16 protein-coding genes and 2 pseudogenes are annotated in these 21,875 nt (G+C 55.0%); 4 read left to right on the forward strand and 14 right to left on the reverse strand.

The annotated features are described in order from the left end of the window. Positions 1 to 56: 56 nt before the first annotated feature. The 3 genes and pseudogenes from mvk (at position 57) to fni (ending at position 2,992) form a co-directional block, all read left to right on the forward strand. Positions 57 to 1,001 carry a mevalonate kinase gene (mvk, locus tag EKM90_RS00435; protein WP_125579042.1) on the forward strand — a complete coding sequence of 315 codons (945 nt, stop codon included), beginning with the start codon at positions 57 to 59 and terminating at the stop codon, positions 999 to 1,001. Then, a pseudogene (mvaD, locus tag EKM90_RS00440) lies at positions 998 to 1,995 on the forward strand (diphosphomevalonate decarboxylase). Before mvk ends, mvaD begins: the two are co-directional and overlap by 4 nt. Further along, positions 1,961 to 2,992, forward strand: coding sequence for a type 2 isopentenyl-diphosphate Delta-isomerase (gene fni, locus EKM90_RS00445; protein ID WP_125579045.1), 1,032 nt, complete (start codon positions 1,961 to 1,963; stop codon positions 2,990 to 2,992). Before mvaD ends, fni begins: the two are co-directional and overlap by 35 nt. Before the next feature lie 205 nt (positions 2,993 to 3,197). Here fni and EKM90_RS00450 read toward each other — a convergent pair whose 3' ends face one another. Genes EKM90_RS00450 through EKM90_RS00475 form a run of 6 tightly spaced genes read right to left on the reverse strand, consistent with a single transcriptional unit; the run spans position 3,198 to position 7,829 of the window. Beyond that, on the reverse strand, positions 3,198 to 4,526 hold the full coding sequence (locus EKM90_RS00450) for an RsmF rRNA methyltransferase first C-terminal domain-containing protein (protein WP_125579046.1): 1,329 nt from the start codon (positions 4,524 to 4,526) through the stop codon (positions 3,198 to 3,200). Beyond that, positions 4,523 to 5,485 carry a hypothetical protein gene (locus tag EKM90_RS00455; RefSeq protein WP_125579048.1) on the reverse strand — a complete coding sequence of 321 codons (963 nt, stop codon included), beginning with the start codon at positions 5,483 to 5,485 and terminating at the stop codon, positions 4,523 to 4,525. Before EKM90_RS00455 ends, EKM90_RS00450 begins: the two co-directional genes overlap by 4 nt. Positions 5,486 to 5,509: 24 nt before the next feature. Beyond that, entirely contained in the window at positions 5,510 to 6,247 is a 738-nt protein-coding gene (locus tag EKM90_RS00460; protein WP_125579049.1) for a methyltransferase domain-containing protein, read from the reverse strand. A 53-nt stretch (positions 6,248 to 6,300) separates the two neighbouring features. Next, on the reverse strand, positions 6,301 to 6,648 hold the full coding sequence (locus EKM90_RS00465) for a metal-sulfur cluster assembly factor (RefSeq protein ID WP_125579050.1): 348 nt from the start codon (positions 6,646 to 6,648) through the stop codon (positions 6,301 to 6,303). An 11-nt stretch (positions 6,649 to 6,659) separates the two neighbouring features. Then, positions 6,660 to 6,845, reverse strand: a complete 186-nt coding sequence (locus EKM90_RS00470; protein WP_125579051.1) for a 2-hydroxymuconate tautomerase — start codon at positions 6,843 to 6,845, stop codon at positions 6,660 to 6,662. A 48-nt stretch (positions 6,846 to 6,893) separates the two neighbouring features. Further along, a complete protein-coding gene (locus EKM90_RS00475; protein WP_125579053.1) occupies positions 6,894 to 7,829 on the reverse strand; it encodes a YitT family protein in 936 nt (311 codons plus the stop codon). Positions 7,830 to 8,041: 212 nt separating this feature from the next. On the opposite strand from EKM90_RS00475, the gene EKM90_RS00480 reads away from it, so the two are divergent. Next, complete coding sequence (locus EKM90_RS00480; protein ID WP_125579054.1) at positions 8,042 to 9,451, forward strand: C69 family dipeptidase; 1,410 nt, start codon at positions 8,042 to 8,044, stop codon at positions 9,449 to 9,451. Between the two features lie 186 nt (positions 9,452 to 9,637). Here the strand turns inward: EKM90_RS00480 and EKM90_RS00485 are convergent, their stop codons facing one another. From EKM90_RS00485 to EKM90_RS00520, 8 genes and pseudogenes are all read right to left on the reverse strand, one after another. Continuing rightward, entirely contained in the window at positions 9,638 to 10,432 is a 795-nt protein-coding gene (locus EKM90_RS00485) for a Nif3-like dinuclear metal center hexameric protein (protein WP_125579194.1), read from the reverse strand. Then, positions 10,425 to 11,129, reverse strand: coding sequence for a tRNA (adenine(22)-N(1))-methyltransferase (locus EKM90_RS00490; RefSeq protein WP_125579055.1), 705 nt, complete (start codon positions 11,127 to 11,129; stop codon positions 10,425 to 10,427). Before EKM90_RS00490 ends, EKM90_RS00485 begins: the two co-directional genes overlap by 8 nt. A gap of 105 nt (positions 11,130 to 11,234) precedes the next feature. After that, positions 11,235 to 12,428 carry an RNA polymerase sigma factor RpoD gene (gene rpoD / locus EKM90_RS00495; protein ID WP_125579057.1) on the reverse strand — a complete coding sequence of 398 codons (1,194 nt, stop codon included), beginning with the start codon at positions 12,426 to 12,428 and terminating at the stop codon, positions 11,235 to 11,237. A gap of 11 nt (positions 12,429 to 12,439) precedes the next feature. Continuing rightward, positions 12,440 to 14,257, reverse strand: coding sequence for a DNA primase (dnaG, locus tag EKM90_RS00500; RefSeq protein WP_444542912.1), 1,818 nt, complete (start codon positions 14,255 to 14,257; stop codon positions 12,440 to 12,442). Between the two features lie 126 nt (positions 14,258 to 14,383). Beyond that, positions 14,384 to 16,450, reverse strand: a complete 2,067-nt coding sequence (gene glyS, locus EKM90_RS00505) for a glycine--tRNA ligase subunit beta (RefSeq protein ID WP_125579059.1) — start codon at positions 16,448 to 16,450, stop codon at positions 14,384 to 14,386. Beyond that, entirely contained in the window at positions 16,450 to 17,349 is a 900-nt protein-coding gene (gene glyQ, locus EKM90_RS00510) for a glycine--tRNA ligase subunit alpha (protein ID WP_125579061.1), read from the reverse strand. Before glyQ ends, glyS begins: the two co-directional genes overlap by 1 nt. Positions 17,350 to 17,839: 490 nt before the next feature. Next, positions 17,840 to 18,415, reverse strand: coding sequence for an LOG family protein (locus EKM90_RS00515; protein ID WP_125579062.1), 576 nt, complete (start codon positions 18,413 to 18,415; stop codon positions 17,840 to 17,842). Positions 18,416 to 18,492: 77 nt separating this feature from the next. Next, positions 18,493 to 21,714: pseudogene (locus tag EKM90_RS00520) on the reverse strand (MMPL family transporter); the annotation flags it as partial. Positions 21,715 to 21,875 lie beyond the last annotated feature (161 nt).

The raw sequence follows: 21,875 nt of genomic DNA on the forward strand, positions 1-21,875 counted from the left end.
CCTTTTGACCGTGGGGAAGTTACGGTATGATAGATAGGAATAAGGAGTCCTCGTTTATGCAAACAGCAACAGGCACCAGTTATGCCAAAATTATTCTCATGGGTGAGCATGCCGTGGTCTATGGCCAGCCCGCCATCGCCTTGCCGGTGCCTTCCGTGCGCCTTACCGCGACGCTCGCGCCGGCGGTCAGCGGGCAAGTGATTAAATCCAGCTTTTATCACGGCGCGTTAGCTGAAGCGACGCCTAGTTTCGCGGGCATTGCGCAGTTAATCGAGGCGCTGCTGGCGCATTTTGAGGCCTCGACGGTGCCATTCACGTTGAGCATTACCAGCATGTTGCCCGCTGAGCGCGGTATGGGCTCGTCTGCGGCCTGCAGTGTTGCCATCATTCGGGCCTTTTATGCGGCCTTTGCGGCGCCACTAACCCAAACCACCTTGCTCGACTGGGCCAGTGTGTCGGAAAAAGCCATTCATGGCAATCCCAGTGGCCTTGATGCCGCCACAGTCAGTGCCAATCGGCCGCAGTGGTTCGTGCGCGGCGAGCAGCTGCAGCCAATTGCTTTTCCCAGTCGCGGGGTCTTGGTGATTGCTGATACTGGCATTAAGGGCCAAACCGGCCAAGCGGTGGCGGCCGTGGCTACCTTGCTGCAGCAAAAACCGGCCCAATATGGCCCCTTGATTGAACAAATCGGCGCGGCCACGCGATCGGCCGCTACCGCCCTAGGTGAAGATGACTTACCAATGTTGGGCCGGCAAATGACGCTGGATCAACAGGCGTTGGCCCAGTTGGGCGTTAGCAGCCCGCAACTCGATGCCCTAATCGCAGTCGCCAATGCGCATGGTGCACTTGGCGCCAAACTTACCGGCAGCGGTCAAGGCGGCTGCATGATTGCACTAGCTTCAAACCCCACTGCGGCCAGTACCCTCACCGCTACTTTAACTGCCGCCGGTGCCACTGCGACTTGGCAGTATGACTTTGCCCAAAAGGAGAATCCTGCATGACAACTGCAACTGCGCGTGCCCATACCAACATCGCTTTGATCAAATACTGGGGCAAAAAAGATGCCGCGTTGATGTTACCTTATACCAGTAGCGTATCCTTGACGTTAGCCGATTTTTACACGGACACCACAGTGACTTTTGATGCCGGCTTGACCGCTGATCAGTTTGCGCTCGATGGCCGCAGCCAACCCACCACCAAAATCACTGCTTTTCTGGACCAGGTGCGCGCACTTGCAGGCTCCAAGGCCCATGCGCAGGTGACTTCTTCTAATCATGTCCCCACTGCCGCCGGCTTGGCGAGTTCCGCTTCCGCCTATGCCGCGCTGGCCCTGGCGGCCAGCAGTGCGGCCGGGTTAACCCTGAGTCCCCGAGATTTGTCACGCCTGGCCCGCCGCGGGTCTGGTTCGGCGACCCGCTCAATTTTTGGCGGCTTGGCAATTTGGCACCGCGGCACCGATGACGCTAGCTCTTATGCGGAAGCCTTGCCTGCCACCACCTTGCCGCTGCGGATGCTGGTGGTGATGGTTGATGCTGGCCGCAAGCCCATCGGGTCACGGCAACTGATGGCCAATACCGTCGCCACCAGTCCTTACTACCCCGCCTGGGTTGAGCATAATGAAGCTGCGGCGCAGGCGATGGTGCAGGCGCTTGCGGCGAATGATTTCACGCGGATTGGCGAATTAACCGAGGAAAGCAGCGCCCAGATGCATGCAGCGATTTTGGCCAGCCATCCCGCCTTCACCTACTTCCAGCCTGCAACCATTGAAGTGTGGCAAGCAGTGCAAGCGATGCGCGCCGCTGGCATTCCCGCTTATGCGACGATGGATGCCGGCCCCAATGTCAAAATTCTGACGCTGGCTCCGCATGTTGCGGCCGTCAAAGCCGCCTTGCCGGCTGGCTTGACTGTGACCACCACTGCGGCTGGTCCCGCCGCACGATTATTGTAAAGGAGCAAGCTGATGGCCCAATCACTGCAATCTCATCGCAAAGATGAACATGTCTTTTTAGCTGAAAAGTATTTTCAAACCGACGCCAGCGCTGGGTTTGATCAAGTGCGGTTCATTCATGACCCCTTGCCCGAAACGGCAGTGGCGGCGATTGATTTAACGCCTGAATTGTTTGGTTGGTCCTGGCCCTTTTTCATCAACGCGATGACTGGCGGCTCTGCCCAAACCGGTCGCTATAACGAAGCGCTCGCGACCATTGCCCGGCATTGTGGCCTCGCCATGGCTACCGGCTCACAAAGTGTGGCCTTGGCCGAACCAGCTCTGGCTGAGACCTTCGCCAGTGCCAGAGCGGCCAATCCCAATGGCTTTATGATCGGCAATCTTGGCGCTGACAAAACTTTGGCGCAGGCTCAAGCTGCCGTCGCCATGCTGCAGGCCGATGCGTTGGAACTGCATCTGAATGCCGTGCAGGAAACCGTGATGCCTGAAGGTGACACTGACTTCCACTGGGCCAAGTCAATTCAGACGATTGTGGCGGGGTTAAGCCAGCCTGTCATCGTCAAGGAAGTCGGGTTTGGCATGAACCGCGAAGCCCTCGCCAAGTTGCGCGCGCTGGGCGTGCAGTATGTCGATCTCGGCGGGCGCGGCGGGACTAATTTTGCTTTGATTGAAGGGGCCCGCCGCCAGGATCAGGCGTTTGCGGACTTGACTGATTTCGGGCAAACTACAGTTGAATCACTGCTCGAAGCCCAAGGCAGCGAATTAACCCTCTTGGCCACCGGCGGCATTCGCACCCCACTCGATGTGCTCAAGTCCCTGCGCCTTGGCGCCAGCGCTGTTGGGATTAGCGGGTTGGTCCTCCACTGGCTAATTCAAGAAGGCCAGGCCGCGGCGGAAGCTCACCTGCGCGCCTGGCAAACCACGTTGCCCAAGCTGATGGCGATGCTTGGTGCCCAAAATCTGGCTGCCCTGCGGCAAGTGCCGGTGGTTCTTAGCCCGGCGTTAGTCAGTTACGTCAAGCAGCGCGACTTACCTCTGCCTTAACCAACGCCAAAGCGACGGGGCTGTAACAAAAGGCGGTTTTGGAGCCGACAGGTCGCCTTTCTAACGCATGTCAGCCTGTACGTGCTTTGCACTACAAGCTGATCAAGCTGCTCGGCTCCGGCCTTTGAGCACGTATCTCTGCTGAAACATTTGAAGTGAATCTAGGGGCTGTGACATTTGTCACAGCCCCTAGATTTTTTGGTCGTTATTTTCGCAAACCTTTGGGAAAGGCATTTTTAATCGTACCGTTCACAAGCTTGCCTAGCGCGAAGCCTGCACCCTCATAGGTCAGAAGCACCGTTTGCTTTTGCTTGAGGCTTGGCCTTGCCACGGTTTCGCCATGGCGATACCGTTCGAACTCCGCCGTGGTAAGTGGCACCACGGTCTGAAATGCACTGGCCGGCAGCGCCGTTGCCAAGGCATGACTCGGTTCAAAGCGTCCTTTTTTGAAGGTGCCAAGATCCAGCCCGGCGCGCAGCAGATGGACATGCGCCAGCGCCGGCATCTCGGCTGGCAGTGTCGTCAAGTTCTCGCCGACCTTCAAAAACGGTCCAGCGATTGGGGTGGTCAGACTGCTTTGAGTAAACGCCGTCCAATCAGCCTGCTCGGTGCGGTTCAGTTTCGAGGCGACCTGTTGCTTGCCAGTCCGGGCTGGCTCATCACCGGCTTTGCGGAGTTTGGCCACAAAATGCCCTTCCCCTTCCAGCAAATGCGGCCAAAGCCGGGCGGTGTTAGCGAGCGCGGGGTTGCCATCGGCCCAGTCTGGCTGGCCGTCGGCGATGCCGCCAACTTTGGCGATTGGCTCGATGGTCAGGCCAAGCGCCTGCGCCGCCCAGGCGATGATTTGCTCATCTTCTTCAGGACTGAAGGTGCAAGTCGAATAGACCAAGGTGCCGCCGGGCCGCAGCATTGCCACTGCCGAGCGCAGAATCTCGCGCTGGCGCGTGGCACATTGCGCCGGGTAATCAGGATTCCAGTAGGCCATTGCGGCGGGATCCTTGCGAAACATGCCTTCTCCGGAGCAAGGCGCATCCACCAAAATACGGTCAAAGAACGCCGGTAATTGGGCCGCCAAGGACTGGGGATCACTGTTGGTGACCAAGGTGTTGCTCAGCCCGAAACGTTCAACATTACTCGATAATACGCGCGCGCGACCGGCATTGATTTCGTTGGCGACGAGCAGACCTTGCTGGGCCATGAAGCTGCCCAGTTGCGTGGTTTTCCCACCTGGGGCGGCGCATAAATCCAGCACGCGCTCGCCAGGCGCCGGCGCTAAAACGGCGCCGACGAATTGAGCGCTGGGTTCTTGACTATAGACGTCCCCAGCTAAGTGGGCGATAGAGGTGCCAGCAACCTTACCATAGCTGCCCCACTGACTCCAAGCAATCGGCTGGGGCAAAGCTGGCGCACTGGGATGCAGCGGATTGATGCGAAAGCCGCTTTGCGCTGGCTCGTCAAAGGTCGCCAAAAAAGCCGCGGCCTCAGTGCCTAGTAGCTGCTGATATTTTTCGGTAAAGCCGGATGGTAAATTCACAGCCGATCCTCTCTTTCTTGGTGCACCGCGCGTTGCAAGAGCCAATATAAACCAGCCAGCCCAACTAGCCACAGGAAAACGGCAAAGGCAATCAGGCGTACCCGGTTGGTTAAGTCAAAGCGCCAGTTAGCAATCACTAACCCTGCAGCTAAACTCAAGCCGCTGTAGGCAAAGAACTGCGTCCACAGATGGCGCAACGCATGGCGTCGCGGCGCCGGCGCTAAGGTGCGCGGCAAAAGCGCCGCGCCTTGTTGACTAGCAATCCAAGCCAGCGCCAGCGTGCCGAGCAGCAAGAGCCCGCAGCGTAAAATAAGCTGCCCTGTATCTTGCCACCAACTCGTCGCTGAGTTGTTTTGGTAATGATAGGTGGTCATTTGGCCGCCAAGAATGGTTTTCAATTTGGCCTTTTGGGTTTTGATGGTGGGGCTATCCGCATAAACCGTCACCTGCTTCAAGGCAATGCTTTGTGCCGGCAGGCCGCTGGCATTTTCAAACGTCACCTGATTAATGACACTGCCGCTGTAAGCCTTCAGTTGCCCCAGCACCGGCACATACTGGCCGTTTTGACGTTGATACTGCTGGCTATGGCCCATGGTCAGCTGATCGGTTAAATCACTACCCACAATGACCACCGGGAGCGGTGAGCGCAGGTCCGCATCGCTGAACCACTGGCCTGAGGTTAACGGTAGACTGCCGTAATTACCTTGTGCATACAGATAAATGCGATGCCGGCCCGCGTGAAATTGCACCTGAATCGGGCCCAGATCAGCGGTGGCCAAGGCCGTGGCGGCTTCATTGAGGGTCATGGCTTTGCGACTTTTGATTTTGACGGCGGCTTCGCTTAACCCGTAATGATCGATGCGGTCAGCATACGTGGCCTGATCGTGAATCGACCAGATCCAGCCGGCAAGCACCACTAAAACGAGCCACACTAAGTTCAACCCGAACAAGCGCTTCACAGTCACCACTCCTTTCTTGGCAGATTATTGAATCAAGTAAATCCGGTCATTGATGGCATCAAACCGCGGAAAGGCGCGATTGAGCTTCAGCAGCCTGCGCTCCGGCACAAACTTTGCTAGTTGCCAAAACAAGCGGCTGTTGGTCGCCCCATTGCGCTCCCCCAGCACAAACAGAGGTAAGCTTGGGAATTGTTGGCGCAACTGCCACAAAAGCGCCGCATCGTTCCATTCATGATCCGGCGACCAGGCCATCACCACCGCATCCACTTGCGCGCCATAGGTCAACAGCGCTGCGGCCTCCCCGGCTTGATAAATCGGCAGTAGCGGTTTGGCGCCGGTCAGATTTTCCTTTTGCCAAGTACGGGCATCGGTGGCAATCACCTGATTGCCCGCCTGTTGCAGGCCGTAGCTTAAGTAGCCATTGCCCGCCGCAATTTCCAGATAGCGTTGCCGCCCGAATAATGCCGTCCAGGTGGCAAAGAGCCGCTGCTGAACAAAGGCCCACATGCCGAAATGATAGGCAATATACTGGCGAAAATTGCGCAGTAAATGATCCAGCGTGTTCACACTGGCAAGTGGTAGCGCTTGGCGCATCAGGTCAAAGGCGATGGCTTCGGTGATGCCTAGCCGAGGCAACGGTTCCTTGGGCAATTGGCCTTGCGCGACGGCCGCCCGGAAGGCTTGCATCGCAGTATATTGGGCAGTGAGCGCCGGACAGTGTGCCTGCTGCGTGAGTTGTGTCAAGTTTGCCCAATAATCCAAGGCTTGCCCCTTCCAAACAAACAGGGGCGACTTGCACAGTCAGCCCCCAATTGCTAATGCATACCCAGCGTCATTTTGGCATAGCGACTCATGCGCTCTGGGCCCCATTGTGGGTACCATACCAAATGAATCTCCACTGAGTTAATCCCATCAATCGCCATCAGCGCCTGGTGAATGCCATCATCTAGCACTTCCGTCAGTGGACAACCCATGGTGGTTAAGGTCATTTCCACGTCGCAATGTCCGACATCATCCAAATCGACCCCGTAAATTAGGCCCAGGTTCACGATATCCACCCCGAGCTCCGGATCAATCACGGTTTTGAGCCCGGCGACAATCGCTTCCCGCATTTTGGTGAAATAAGCGTCTTCTTCAGGCGTCGTTGCTACTTCGTCAGCCATGTTGCGGCCTCCTATTCGTCAGCTTTGAGCACCCCAGCCACACTGTAGTGGTCTTTGCTCATTTCATTGAGCACGATATGCACATGTTCGGCTGGTGCCCCAGTGTTTTTGACAATCGCTGCGGTGACGTCTTTGCACATTTGGGCCAGCTGCTCGTGGCTGCGGCCTTCAATCAAATCAATATGCACTAATGGCATGCTAAAACCCTCCTTGGCGCTCATTTATTGGTTCTATTATCGCATAAATTAAGGCTGCTTGGTAGTCGGCGCTGTTTGATCAGGCAAACGGCGGTGCTGGCGTTTTTCATCTTGCTGATCCGAGGTCAAAAATTCCCCTACGACATCCACCGTATTCAAAATATCAATGAACGCCTGCGGATCAGTGCTGCGCGTCGCTTGAGTTAAATCGTACAGTTCATAGCGGGTGATCACAATCATCAAAGTGGTGTTCGGCTGACCCAAGTAACCGCCGCGACTTGGTAGCACGGTGATGCCGCGAATCAGGCGCGCCGACACACTGGCAATTACTGCATCAGGATGGTTGGTGACGATCATCGCGGTAATCTTTTGATCAGAGGTATGGATGGTGTCCACCACCCGCGTCATGCAGTAAATCGAGATAATCGTGTACAGCGCACTTTCCCACTGGATGCCAAACCCAGCGACCAAAATAATCACGAGGTTAATGGCAAACATCAAGACACCCACCGTGCGATGGGTGGTTTTGGCCAAATACATCGACACAATGTCGAGCCCGCCGGTGGAAAAGCCATAGCGCAAGGCAATGCCAACGCCGGCGCCAGTGAGGACACCGCCAAAAATCGCATTCATCAGCGGGTTATTCGACAAAGCATGGACCGGCAGGATAATCGCCAACACCGAGATGAACACCACGTTTAAAAAGGAGAACAGCGTGAAGCTACGCCCTAGCTTGCGCCAACCCAAATAGGCAATCGGTAAATTCAGCAGTAAATTGAACCACCCGGTCAAATCCCCATGGGTCAGGCCAAAGCGCTGCAAGAACAGCGAAATCAGCTGAGCGACCCCAGTGGCGCCGGCCTGAAAGACCCGCGCGGGGGTTAAAAAAAAGTTCAACGCTAAAGCGGTGACTAAACCACTGACTAGCGCCACGCCGATTTTCTTTACTAAATCATGCTGATAGAATTGGGTCAACTTTGCCATGACAGCCTCCGAAATGTCTGCGAATTGTGAACAGCCGCCAGCGCTTCATACACGCAGCAATGCTCAGTTCGCCAGTGCTGCATTTAGAATACACGGCGGCCGCTTGAATTAACAGCCATCTCAGCAAATTTTTAGTATAATAAGCTTGATTGCACGTGCCTCGCCGCTATTTGTTCACCAGCGGTAGACACCGATTGAGGAAGGAGAAACACATGACGCGTTCATCTTGTACCAGTATTTTAATTGGGAAGGCCGCCTCGGCTGATGGCAGTGTGATGATTGGCCGCAACGAGGATTCCAAGGCGGCTTGGCCCAAGCATCTGGTGGTGCATCCCGAAACCACAGCCGCGGAGCAACCGCTTTTCACCTCAAAGGCCAATGGGTTCACTCTCGGGCTGCCGAGCCATGCCCTGAAATACACCGCCACCCCTGAATGGACCGACCAATACGGACTGTTTGAAGAAGCCGGCATCAACAGCGCAGGCGTGGCCATGAGCGCCACTGAAAGTGCGTATGCTAACGCCCGGGTGCTGGGCGCCGACCCCTTCGTTGAAGCCGGCATCACCGAAGAAGCCATGGTCACCGTGGTCTTGCCTTTCATCGCCTCGGCGCGAGAAGGCGTCGAGCGGCTTGGCCGCATTGTCTCGGAACATGGCACCGGCGAAGCCAATGGCGTGCTGTTTGCGGACCACGACGAGGCTTGGTACATGGAAATCGCTACCGGCCATCACTGGGTGGCCCAGCGGATCCCTGATGATGCTTATGCGATTGTCGCTAACCAGCTCAGCATTCAAAAGGTGCTCCCAGAATCGCCAGACTTTATGTACGACGCCGACCTATTCAAGTTCGCGGCTCAGAATCATTTTTGGGAACCCGGCACCAGTTTTATCTTCCGAGACATTTTCGGCACGACCGGCGCCTTTGATCACACCTACAACACCGCCCGCGTCTGGGACGGTCAGCGCCGCTTGACCCCCAGCCGGGAGGCACACCCCATGGCCGATGATCTGCCGTTTGCGCTGCAACCAGACCGGCCATTGTTTGTCGATGACGCCTTCAGCGTGTTGGGCGCACATTTTGACGAAACGCCGTACGACCCGGCGGATCCCGCAGCGACCCAAAAGCATCGCTTCCGCCCGATCAGCCTAGCGCGGACCCAGGAAAGCCATGTGTTGCAAATGCGGCAAGATTTGCCTTTTGAAATTGCCGATTTGCACTGGATTGCCATGGGGGTTGCGGCGCAAAGCCAGTTTGTGCCGTTTTTCGCCGGTACCACCGCCACCCCAGCGGATTACCAACGCGGCGGCTTACCGGCCAGTCTGGATTCAGCTTACTGGCAATACAAACTCGCCAGTGTGTTGATGGATGCCCATTTCCATCACTACGCCCACCAGTTGGAACAAGTACAGCTGGCAACGCATGCTAAATTGCTGGCGAATATCGCTAAAGCTGACGCCGCCAGCAAGGGGCTAGCGGCTGGCGATTTACAGGCTTTAGCGACGCAAGCCTCGGCGGAAAATGCCGCGCTAGCGAAAGCTGATTGGCAGCGTTTTACCATGGCGATGCTGGCTGAGTCGACAGACATGAGCCCACTGAATTTTTCCACAGACGACCAACTTTAAGCCGAAGAGGCTGAGCCAAAATGCGGTGCTAGCCCAGAGGATAAGCCAACCGGCCTGTAAAACCTGAAGTTAGGTTTTACAGGCCGGTTGGCTTATCTGGCTAGAGCGTCGCATTTTGGCTCGTCCTGTTCTGGCATAGTCGTGTCCCAGCTTAATCTCAAAATGGGTTTCAATCACTTTTGATTTTTACATAAAAGTGAACGGATCCGTATTCAACGTGGAAGCCACAATGTGCAGCGACCAGTTGTTAGCTTCCGCCCAGCCAATCAATAACCGGCGGACTTCTGCTTTCATGATGGATTCGATGTGGTGCCCCGGGTCGATCACTGGCATATGCGCTGCCAGCATATCATGACCAGTATGGTAATACACATCGCCGGTCACGTATACATCAGCCCCTGCCGCTTGGGCCGCATGATAGAACTTGCCGCCATCGCCGCCGAGAACGGCGACTTGCTGCACAGGCTTTTGTAAGTCTTCGGCAATCACGCGTAAGCCCTTAACGCCAAATGCGGTTTTGACCTGCTGGACGAAAGCCGCTAAGGCGACTGGGGCCGCTAATTGCCCAATGCGGCCCATGTTGGCTTCATCGCCTTCATTGATGAAAGGTCGCACATCTTCAAGTTGCAACGCTGCCGCCAGCCAATCATTCATCCCGCCGGCGGCCCGATCCAAGTTGGTGTGCGCAGCATAGACTAAAATACCATGCTTGATCAATTCCCCATACATGGCGTTTTGCGGGTTGGCAAAGTTGAGATTCGGCGCCGGCCGAAACACTGCGGGATGATGGGCAAAAATCATGTCGGCATTCAGCGCCACCGCTTCTTCAACCACTTCCGGCCGCACGTCGAGCGTCGTCAAAACGGTATGCACCGGCTTGGTGGCGTCGCCGATTTGAATCCCGACTGGATCACCTGGCACCGCCAAGCTTTGCGGCGCAAAGGTTTCGAATTGATCAATCAAGGTTTGACCATTAATGATCGTCATGCGCTTCCTCCTCTAGCACGCGCAGTCGTGCTTGTTCTTCAGCAATTTTCGCCGTTTGCAAGGTCTTGGCATTGGTTAAGTTGGCCAGCACTGCCTGGGTCTTGGTGATGGCAGCTGTCAGCTGCGCGACAAATAGCGGCGTGCGCTGGCGCCGCAGCACCGGTCCCAGTATCAAGTCGGCTTCGGTGTATGGCACTTGCGGCTTCGTTTGCCCCACCACCATAATCGGGTACACATGCCCCATATCCTCAACTAATGCTTCATCAAGAATACCGAATTCATGCGCTGCCAGCCAGCGGCGCAGGCTTTCGGCATCCCGGTTCGGGCTGAGCACCAAGGTTTCCGTGCCATCAAGGCGGTCAGCCCCTTGCGTCAAGATTTGTTGAATCAAAATGCCGCCCATCCCGGCAATGTAGATGGTATCTAAGTCATCCTCAGCCGTTAGCCCCAGCAGGCCATCAGCTTGGCGCACGGTAATGAGCCCAGTCAAGTTGTTGTCGGCCACATTGGCGCGGGCAATGGCACAAGGACCGGCCCCGATATCGCTCGCCACTGCAAAGTCAATTTGGCCCTGTTTCGCCAGTTCAATCGGCAAATAAGCGTGGTCGGTGCCAATATCGGCGATGCGGCGGCCGTCGCCATTAAACGCGGCAATCGCGCGCAAACGTTTTGATAAATGAAAATTTTCCATGTGTAAACTCCCTTTTCCTACTGCTTTTAGTATACACGACTGAACCGGCCGGCGCTTCTCGGCGCACCAAAAAAGCCTAGCGTCGCCGCTAGGCAATCATTGGCTTTATTCCAAGAAGTCTTTCAGCTGCTTAGAGCGGCTTGGGTGGCGCAACTTGCGTAGGGCCTTGGCTTCAATTTGGCGAATCCGTTCCCGGGTCACTCCGAAGACCTTGCCGACTTCTTCCAGGGTGCGGGTGCGGCCGTCATCGAGGCCGAACCGCAGACGCAAGACGTTTTCTTCCCGATCGGTCAAGGTATCCAGCACATTTTCCAATTGCTCTTTCAGCAGCTCGTAGCTGGCATGATCTTCGGGGCTGGTAGCATTGTCGTCTTCAATAAAGTCACCCAGGTGCGAGTCGTCCTCTTCCCCGATGGGCGTTTCCAGCGAAACTGGCTCTTGCGCAATCTTCAGGATTTCGCGGACCTTTTCCGTTGGCATATCCATTTCGGCGCCGATTTCTTCCGGCGTTGGTTCGCGGCCGAGGTCTTGGAGCAGCTGGCGCTGAATGCGAATCAACTTGTTGATGGTTTCGACCATGTGCACCGGAATCCGGATGGTGCGCGCTTGGTCAGCAATCGCACGGGTGATGGCCTGGCGAATCCACCAGGTGGCATACGTCGAGAACTTGAAGCCCTTGCGGTAGTCAAACTTCTCCACCGCCTTCATCAGGCCCATGTTCCCTTCCTGAATCAAATCCAGGAACTGCATGCCGCGACCGACGTAGCGCTTAGCAATGGAAACCACCAAACGTAGGTTAGCTTCCGCCAACCGCTGCTTAGCTTCCTGGTCGCCTTGCTCGATTTTCAGCGCCAAGTCGACTTCCTGGTCCGCCGTCAACAGCGGCACACGGCCGATTTCCTTCAGGTACATCCGCACCGGATCGTTAATCTTGACCCCGCTTGGTGCCGACATGTCGGCCAGCGCCTTCTTGGAAACAGCCTTTTCCTTCTTTAAGCTGCGTTCTGCTGGTTCGCCATTTTCATCCACGATGGAAATGCCGTTGTCTTCCAGCTTCTGCATCAAATCATCAACCGCGTCGCTTTTCAGTTCAAACGGCTTGACGAGCTGCTTGACCAGTTCTTCGTTGGTGATTTCTTTATCGCCTTTGTAGTCGGCGATGACTTTCTTCACAGCTGCGTTGTATTTCTTTTCGCTAGCCGCAGTAGTTTTAGCGGGCGCCTTCTTGGCCGCGGTTTTGGCCGGGGCCTTCACCGCTTTTTTAGTCGTCGTCTTTTTTTCTGTTTTCTTTTCAGCCATTAAAGTGCCTCCTATAACTCATTGTCGATTGCCGCCTTCAGTTGGCGTTGCAATTCAATATATTGCATCAGCATGGCATCGGCGGTTTGCTTATCGCCGAGCTGCGTCGCTTGATTCATCTGCTGCTTCACCCGGGCTGATTCTTGGGTCAGTTGCCGGCGATGGACCATTAAAATCATATCATCGATGGCTTCATCTGGCATTTGCGGGGCATCGCGAAAATCAATGGTCGTCACCAGCGGCCCGAGCTGCGGATCGATTTGATCCAAGAATCCGGCGACCGTCGGCTCATCGCTGGCTTGCGCATAGCTCAGCCAAGCATCAAAAATCGCCTGATACTGCGCGTCAGGAAAGGCAAAATCATCCTGATGCAACCGGCGAGCCAAGTTGGCATCATGAAAGCTCAAGGCTAACAATTCGCGCTCGGCTTTTTCAGAACGGTCTAAACGTTGCGCTGGGGCCGCTTGGGCCACCATTTCTGGCGGCGGTGGCCCCGGTTGCCAATCCGGCACTGCCGGCGCCGGAGCAGTCGGCAGCGTTTGGGGCAGGGATTGCGCCAAGGTGGCTGCCGGCACGCCGGTGAGCTGACTCATTTGATCGAGGTACACGCTTTGCGCCACAGGATCGGCTTCACGGGCGACTTCTTTAAGGCCGGCGTCGATATAATCGAGCTTCGCCTGATCACTGGATAAATCGCGGTCTTGCGCCAGATACGCTAGACGAAAACCGATGGGCGTCAAGGTGTGCTTGAGCTGCTTTTGAAAGGCTTCAGCGTCATGGGCCTTGATATACTCGTCTGGGTCTTGACCATCTGGCAACACCACCACGCCCACTTCTAGGCGCGGCTCATGGCCTACTAGCCCCAAAGCCCGGTCTGCCGCGTGTTGCCCTGGGGCATCGCCGTCGTAGCAAATCGTCAAATGCCGGGTCTGTTTGGCGATGATGCTCACCTGCTCATTGGTTAAGCTTGTCCCCATTGAGGCCACGCCAGTCGGCACGCCGGCTTGGTAAGCCGAAATCACATCCATGAACCCTTCAAACAACACGGCGCCGCCGTTGTCTTTGAACTGGTTTTTGGCCTGGTCAAGATTGAACAGCACCTCAGACTTGTTAAACAGCTGGGTTTCCGGACTATTGAGGTACTTGGCCTGGCTGGCCTGGGCATCGAGCACCCGGCCGGAAAAACCAATGACATCGCCATACTGATCTTTCAACGGAAACATCACGCGATCATTGAACCGATCATAAAGCTGACCTTGATCGTCTTCGGCGAAGAGCCCACTTTGCCGCTGATCGTCGTAGCTGACCTCACGATTATCCAAGAACTTCTTCATCAGCTGGCGGTCGCCAGGGACATAGCCGATTTCAAAATGATCAATGGTGGCCTGAGTCAACCCACGCTTGGTCAGGTAAGCCAAGGCCGCCTCACCGCTGGTGGTGTTAACGAGCAAGTGGTGCATCATGTCGGTCACCTGCCGCAAAATCGCCTTTTGGTTGGTAATTTCTGGCGCTTCCTGCCGCTGCGGGGTAATGGTCACCCCGAGGGGAATGTTGGCAAATGCGGCCACTTTTGCCACCGCTTCAGGGAACGACAAGTGCTCGTATTCTTGGACGAACTTGAAGACGTTGCCGCCCCGATGACAGGAGAAGCAATTAAAAATCTGTTTGCTTTCGTTAACGCTAAACGAAGGCGTGTTTTCCGGCACGAATGGGCACAAGCCAAATAGGTTCTGCCCTTGCTTGTGCAACTGCACGTATTGACCAATGTAGTCGGCAATATTAACAGAACTGCGAACTTGATCGATGACTTCAGTTGGAATGCGCGCGATTGCGGTTCACCTCCCAGAATAGCGGTAAAAAGTCGCACTTCAGTGGTGAAATGCGACTTGCCGAAACCTAATTGAGTGCAGACTAATACAAGCTATAGTATAGCCGTCGTTGCCTTGAATTGCAAGCTACTTGACGATGACTGCCGTGATGTCCCCAAACTGGTGAATCAGCGCAGCGAGGCCTGTCAATTCCGCCAGCCGGTTGGTACGCACCTGCTCATCATCGGCCATGATCATGGTTTCTGTGAAGTAATCGGTGATCACCGGCGTCAACGCCCGCAAAGCTTGATAGTTGGCCTCGCTTGGCTGGGCATCATAGCTGGCTTTGGTTTTAGAGACCGCATCATGGAGGGCCTTTTCCGTGCTATTTTCAAACAGCGCTGGGTTAACGGCTTCCAAGGTTGGGTTCTTGTCGGCAATGCGCACCACGCGGCCCAAAGCTTCCATGACGGCTTTGAAGTCAGCGTCATCTTGATGTTGCGTCAGCAAAGCGGCGGCATCAATCATGGCCTCCACGTCGACGGTGGCTGAACCAGCGACGGCATCTAAGATATCATGGCGGATCTTGCCTTCAGACAAGAACTGGGCCACCCGGTCGCCAATAAAGGCTGACACTGCTGCTTGATTCTTCGTCCAATCAAGACCGCTCAGCTGGTCAGCAGCGGTTAACGCCTGCACAATTTGCTTCTGCAAGGCAGGTACGTTAAAGGCCCAGTGATGGGCCGCAATCATCCGCACAATGCCATAAGCCTGGCGGCGCAAGGCGTAAGGATCGTTGGAGCCGGTTGGAATCAGGTCAACCGCGAAGAAGCTCATGACGGAATCCAGCTTATCGGCAATCGCCAGCAACGTCCCAATCAAGCTGGCTGGCAACGCGCCATCAGCGGAAATCGGCTGGTAATGCTCGCGAATGGCCTGCGCCACTGCCGGGTCTTCCCCGGCCAGTTTGGCATAGACTTCCCCCATCACGCCTTGCAGTTCAGCGAATTCACCGACCATGGCGGTGACGAGGTCGAACTTGTAAATCCCAGCAGCACGCAGCAGCTTCGCTTTATCGGCCTCATTGAGACCCACCTGGTCAGCCAGCAGGCCAGCAATGGTTTGCACCCGAGCCATTTTTTCGGCCATCGAGCCGATTTTATCGTGGAAACTGACGGTTTTAAGCCGCTCCACAAAGTCCGCAATCGACTTCTTTTGGTCTTCCGCATAGAAGAAGGCGGCATCTTCCAGCCGCGCAGTCAAGACTTTCACATTACCGCGAATAACATTGTCAAGGTGCTCGGTATTGCCGTTGCGCACCCCGATGAACGCATTCACCAGTTGACCTTGAGCATCGCGAGCATAGAAGTAGCGCTGGTTATCCTTCATGGAAGTAATCAAAACGGCTTCCGGAATTGCCAGGTACTTCTCATCGAAACGCCCGGCGAAAGCAGTTGGCCATTCTACCAAGTTGTTGACCTCTTCCAGCAAATTGGTATCGAGGGCAATCTGCCAGTGGTTAGCGGTTGCAATCTCGTTGATTTGCTTGGTAATCAGCTGCTTACGTTCCGCGGCATCCACCAAGACTTTTTGGCCGCGCAAAGCTTCCTTGTAGTCAGTCGCTGAATGAAGTTCAACCGGCTGGCCTAAGAAGCGATGACCCTGCGTCGTGCGACCGGCTTTGATATCCAGGATCTGCATCGGGACGACTTTTTCATCCAGCAGTGACACCAGCCAGTGAATCGGGCGAATGTATTCAAAGTCATAACTGCCCCACTTCATGCGCGTCGGGAAGGTCAGGCCTTTGACGACATCAATCAAGCCAGGCAGAATCTCAGCGGCTGGCTTGCCTGCCGTGGCTTTGTGCAGATAGACGTAATCAACGCCTTTGAGATTCTTGAAGACAATATCATCCACCGTCATCCCTTGGCCGCGGGTAAAACCGATGGCCGCCTTGGACCAGTTGCCTTCAGCATCTTGAGCAATCTTTTTGGCCGGGCCTTTGACGTCTTCTTCGGTATCCGCTTGTTTAGCAGCTAAATCGGTAATTTCCAATGCCAGGCGCCGCGGAGTGGAATACGTGCTGATTTGACCGTAGTCGAGATGCTGCTCCTTGAGAAATTTGCCGGCTTTTTGCGCCAGCTGGTTGACACTTGGCGTCACCACATGAGCTGGCATATCTTCCAAGCCAATTTCTAATAAGTAAGTTGCCATTAGTTTGCTGCCTCCTCATGATGTTGCAGTAGCGGGAATCCAAGCTTTTTGCGTTCTTCGACAAAAGCGCGTGCCACTTTATGCGCCATTTTGCGAATGCGGCTCAAGTAGCCGGCCCGTTCGGTGACGGAAACCACGCCGCGCGCATCCAGCAGGTTGAAGGTGTGGGAGCACTTCAGGATATAGTCATAGGCTGGGTGCACCAAACCAAGATCCATCAGCCGCCAAGCCTCTTTTTCATAGGCATCAAAGAAAGTCAGCAGCATCTTCTGGTCGCTTTCTTCAAAGCTGTACTTGGAATGCTCGTATTCAGGCTCCTTGAAAATGTCGCCGTATAAAACGCCGTCGCCCCATTCCAAATCAAACACCGAGTTGACGTCTTGGATGTAAGACGCTAGCCGTTCTACCCCATAAGTGATTTCGCTGGTGACTGGGGAAACTTCCAGACCGCCAACGACTTGGAAGTACGTGAACTGGCTGACTTCCATGCCATCCAGCCACACTTCCCAACCCACGCCAGCGCAACCCATCGATGGATTTTCCCAGTTATCTTCCACGAAGCGGATATCATGTTCGAGTGGCTCGATACCGAGGGCACGCAGCGAATCCAAGTAGTAGTCTTGGATTTCAGCCGGGGAAGGCTTAATGACGACCTGGAACTGATGATGTTGGTACAAACGGTTCGGGTTTTCCCCGTAACGGCCATCAGCCGGCCGGCGGGAAGGCTCGACATAGGCTGCGGCCCAAGGTTCTGGGCCAATGGCGCGCAAGAAAGTATACGGGCTCATGGTGCCGGCCCCTTTTTCCGTATCGTAGGCTTGCATCAGCATGCAACCTTTATCCGCCCAGAAGTTTTGAAGCGTTTGGATCATCTTCTGAACACTCATTTTCTGTGTCATGATTTCCTCTTTTCTGGTGTTGAGAATGCAAAAACGTCCCTATGCCAATACTGGCATAGGGACGCTTGCGCGCGGTTCCACCCTACTTCAAGTCAGAGACTTGCCCTTACTTAAATCTGGCTCGAAAACGCCAGTCTTTCTGTGCTGGCAAGGCTCCCACTGTCCCTTGCTCGCTGACCAGCACCTGAAGAAAGACTCTTTTTCTCATCACCGATTAATTTCCTGAATAGTATAGCACAGGTAGGAAAAAGGGTAAACCGTCTACTGCCGGACAGGACCGCCTCCGCAGCCACGGGCTGGAACGGGGTGGCCACCGCTTTGAGCCTCGCGGTGCGAGTCTCAAAGTCGGGGCTTGTTCTAAGCCAGCTCAAACCGCTGGCTAAGAACAATTTCACCCCTGAGCCCATGGCTGCTCCGGTGGTCCTGTCCTCGCTGGTGCGTGAACCGTTTCAATGTCCTAGCGTTTACCTTAAAGGCATGCTGCCGCTATTCAATGGTTCTGATGGTATGCCCGCACTTTTGGTGGTTGATAGTCGGCGATAAACTGCGCCATTTCGTTAAAGTCACTGGTGAATAAAACCTTGCTTCGATCCGCCGAAGATAAAAAACCATCAGTCACCATTTGGTCAAAAAATGCCGCCAAGCGGTCATAATAGCCGTTAACGTTAAAAAAGATGCAGGGACTGGCGTTATCGCCGACGCGGGCCCAAGAGAAGGCTTCGCTGATTTCTTCAAGGGTACCGACCCCGCCTGGCAGCGCGACGCACACGTCGGCCAATTCCAGCATACGCGCTTTGCGCACCGCCATGTCTGAGACGGTTTCAAAATGAGTCAGGCCAGACATCGCGGCGCCGCGGGCAACCAGATTTTCTGGCATCACTCCAGTCACCGTGCCGCCAGCGGCGAGCACGCTGGCGGCGATTTCGCCCATCAAACCCACGCCACCGCCGCCATACACCAAGGCGTAATCGTGGGCCACCAGCCACTGCCCTAAAGCGCGGGCGGCTTGAGTGAACCGCCGATCCTCACCGCTGTACGCGCCGCAGTACACTGCCATGTTTTTCATATCCTCACCTCAGCGTTGAGCATAACATAAAAAATCCGAGCCAAGCGACTCGGATTTTTGGCAATCTATTCGTTTTCTTGATGCCCATTTTCACGAGCATGGTGCCATTCATTCAAGCTGACCAAGGCCGACATGCTGATTGGGAGCAAAATGACCAGCAAGACCAGCCCAACAATCACGCCTAATGCCACTTGAATTAGCGTCGTGACGCCACTTGGCATCAAGGCGGCGAAGGTCCCGCCTAAAATGACCGCAGCGCTGAGCACGACTGCCCCGATCGTGGTGGCAGCCTTCAGCATCCGCACCCGCACATCAGGTTCAATGGTGCCATCCTTGAACCGCACCATGAGGAAGATACTGTAATCGACCCCAAGGGCCATCAACATGATAAACGTGAAGAACGGCGTGTTCCAGGTCAACAGTGGCCGCCCTAGCACAGTGCTGGAAATCAGCCGCGTCAGCCCCATCGAAGTGACATACGCGGTGACCAAGGTGGCCAAAATCGTGATCGGTTGCAAAATCGATTCGGTGACAAAAATCAAGGCGATGAAGATCCCAATCACCATGATGGCGGCAGTCCGCAAGAAATCGCCATTGGCCAGGTTCCGTAAGTCATGATCTTCGGCGGTTTGCCCGCCGATGGCTACGGTCGCCTTACCCAGCGCCCCATGCTTCAACTTAGCATTCAAGTCTTTTTGCAACGTGGTGAACTGCTGGTCTGCTTTGGCCGAGTTTGGATCGCCTTTGAAGACGACAGTCAGGGTCGTGATGCGATTATGGTCAAACATGTACGCATCCAGCGCTGGCTTGAACTGACTGCTCTTAATCGTGGCTTTCGGCAGGTAGAACTGATTGCCCATGTATGAACCTTTCAGCTCAGTCAGGTAATCATCCATACTTGAATTGCCAGCTTCCAGCGCGCCTAAGGCCTTGGTGGCAGTGGTCAAACCATCACCAAGCTTGTCGACCTGGCTAGCCATGGCCTTCAGCTTGGTATTCAGCTCTTGCACGCCAGCATTGACTTGGCCGGCGCCGCTGGTTAGCGCGGCGGTGCCGGAGTTAAGGGTGCCGTTTTGCGCGGCTAATTGCGCCGTCCCGTTGGCGAGCTGATTAATGCCACTAACGGCTTGGCTCGCGCCACCGCTTAACGCGGCCATATTCGCTGCCAGTGAAGCAGTGCCATTGGCCAACGTTTGGGTCCCGGCGTTCATGGCATTAGCACCACTAGCGACTTTAGCCGCCCCAGCGGCCAACTGGTTCACTTGCGCAGCCGCGGTATTGACTTCACTGGCAGCACCATTCAGGCCTTGGTTGACCTGGGTTAAGCCGGCTTGAATGCCAGTGACGGCAGTTTGCAGCAAGCCAGGCTGGGTGCCGCCAGCCTGCGCGTTTAGCTGTGCGAGCAGGGCGGCGGCCTGCGTATTCATGGTGGTAAGCGCTTGATACAACCCGTTCAGACTTTGATTGAGCTGATTGCCAGCGGCAGCGAGTTGCTGAACCTTGTCATTCATGGTTTGGGTCCCAGCACTGACTTGGTTAGCCCCATCTTTCAGGGTACTCATGTTGTCATTGATCTTCTGTGCACCAGCATTAAGCTGATCACTGCCGGCTTGCAATTGCTGAGAGCCTGATACCAACGCCCCAGCACTGTTTTTCAAGGTCTGGGTGCCGCTGTTCACCGTGCTGACGCCAGCCGTATAGGTTTTGAGCCCGGCTTGCAAGGTCGCCATTTTATCGGCGAGCTGCTGACTGCCATCCGCCAAGGTTTGCACTTGCGCCATCGAGCCGCTGATATTTTGGGCTTTAAGCTGAGTGTTGGCATCAGCAAGGCCCTTTTTCAAGGTCGCTAAACCTTTTTGCGATTCTGCTAGGCCTTTGGTGATGGTGGTCAGCTGACTGCGCAGGTACATGGCGTCAATGCGGCTGCCGCCAGGTTCGGTGACAGACGCGACGGTTTTAACCCCTGGTTCTTTTTGCAGATACTGAGTCAAATCGTCAATCGCCGCCAGTTTAGCCTGGGTGTTCAGCGGCGTTTTGCTTTGAATATAAATCGTCGCTGGTGCGGTCATGCCTTTGGAGAAATGCTTTTGAATCAGGACATAGCCCTGCTTGGATTGGTAAGTCGTGGGCAATTCATCCGCATTGTTGAAGTTTTCTTCGGCGTTCATCGCCATGGTAAACGGTACCGCCAGAATGGCAACGGCAGCTAACCACAGCGCAGGCTTGTTCATCGCCCCGCGAGACAGCCAGTACCAGAGCTTGCTTGAGCTTTCCCCGCCATCCACGCGGCTCGGCCAGAACATTTTGGCGCCAAGTGTGGCCATGAAGAACATGTTCAGCGTCAGTAGTACTGGCAAGAGTACCAGCACGCCAATCGCGACTGCAGAGGCACTTTGATAGAAGGTAAACTTGGCGAGCCACAGCACGGAGAACCCAATCAAGACTGACACGCCGGAATAAAGTACCGTGCGGCCGCCATGCCGCCGCGTTTCGGCGGTCGCCTCCAGCGCGGTTTTCCCTTTCGCTAGCTGCCCTTTGAAGTAATCGTACAGGAGGATATCATAATCCGTCCCAATCCCGAACAGCACCACGACCATGAAGACTTGAGTAAAGTTCGAAATTGGAAAGCCGGCATGCGCGGCCAGGTTCATGACCACGCTGAGGCTGGTGATGAAGGCGACCCCGACATTCAGCAGTGAAATCACCGGCACGATTGGGGAGCGGAAGACGATGATCAGCACGATGAAGATGAAAATAATCGCGATGATTTCGGTTTTCTGAATCCCTTTTTCCGTCACCGTTGAGAAGTCGTCATTCAACGCGTCGACCCCGGTGACATACGTCTTCAGGCCGTTGGTTTTCAGCTGGGCCTGCAGTTTCTTAACTTGATTTTTGACCAGTGGGCCTTTTTTGACGGTAATTTGGGTCAGCTGGGTGGTTTTGTCGCCACTGATCAGTTGCTTTTTGGTTTGCGCATTTTCACTGGGCCGCATGACCGTGGTAATCGTCAGCCCGGATTCACTTTTGAGGGCTTTGAGTTTACGGTCAATTGCTCGGCTTTGCTTGGCGGTCAACGCGTGCTTACTGTTGAACACCGCCGTATAAGTTGAGACCTTGCGATTGTGATTGGCCTTTTTTTGAATCCGGGTGGCGACCTGGCTAGGCACATTGTCAGGTAGCTTCACAGCCCCGTTGTCGCGCACCAAAGCGTTGACATCAGGCATGAAGACAACGGCCACAATCACCAACAGCGCCCAAATCACTGCTGCGAGGCCATGATGTTTCAAAAAGTTTTTCATCTGCGTTACTCCATTCATCTGTTTACGTTTAGACAGTTGTAAAACATTCATTGCTATGGTAGATTACAGGAGAAAGCTAGACAAGAGACAATCTCTATCCAATCGTCGAAAATTGGACAGATGTTGCAAATTGCAAAAGAAAATCATTGAAGAGGTAACCA

Source organism: Lacticaseibacillus suibinensis, assembly GCF_003946175.1.
GTDB classification, from domain to species: Bacteria; Bacillota; Bacilli; order Lactobacillales; family Lactobacillaceae; genus Lacticaseibacillus; species Lacticaseibacillus suibinensis.

Coding starts and splice junctions, on each gene's coding strand:
- rpoD (WP_125579057.1), bottom strand. CDS start 12,428: ATGGCTGAAAAGAAAACAGAAAAAAAGACGACGACTAAAAAAGCGGTG.
- glyS (WP_125579059.1), bottom strand. CDS start 16,450: ATGGCAACTTACTTATTAGAAATTGGCTTGGAAGATATGCCAGCTCAT.
- EKM90_RS00515 (WP_125579062.1), bottom strand. CDS start 18,415: ATGAAAAACATGGCAGTGTACTGCGGCGCGTACAGCGGTGAGGATCGG.
- mvk (WP_125579042.1), top strand. CDS start 57: ATGCAAACAGCAACAGGCACCAGTTATGCCAAAATTATTCTCATGGGT.
- fni (WP_125579045.1), top strand. CDS start 1,961: ATGGCCCAATCACTGCAATCTCATCGCAAAGATGAACATGTCTTTTTA.
- EKM90_RS00465 (WP_125579050.1), bottom strand. CDS start 6,648: ATGGCTGACGAAGTAGCAACGACGCCTGAAGAAGACGCTTATTTCACC.
- EKM90_RS00475 (WP_125579053.1), bottom strand. CDS start 7,829: ATGGCAAAGTTGACCCAATTCTATCAGCATGATTTAGTAAAGAAAATC.
- EKM90_RS00490 (WP_125579055.1), bottom strand. CDS start 11,129: ATGGAAAATTTTCATTTATCAAAACGTTTGCGCGCGATTGCCGCGTTT.
- glyQ (WP_125579061.1), bottom strand. CDS start 17,349: ATGACACAGAAAATGAGTGTTCAGAAGATGATCCAAACGCTTCAAAAC.
- EKM90_RS00480 (WP_125579054.1), top strand. CDS start 8,042: ATGACGCGTTCATCTTGTACCAGTATTTTAATTGGGAAGGCCGCCTCG.
- EKM90_RS00470 (WP_125579051.1), bottom strand. CDS start 6,845: ATGCCATTAGTGCATATTGATTTGATTGAAGGCCGCAGCCACGAGCAG.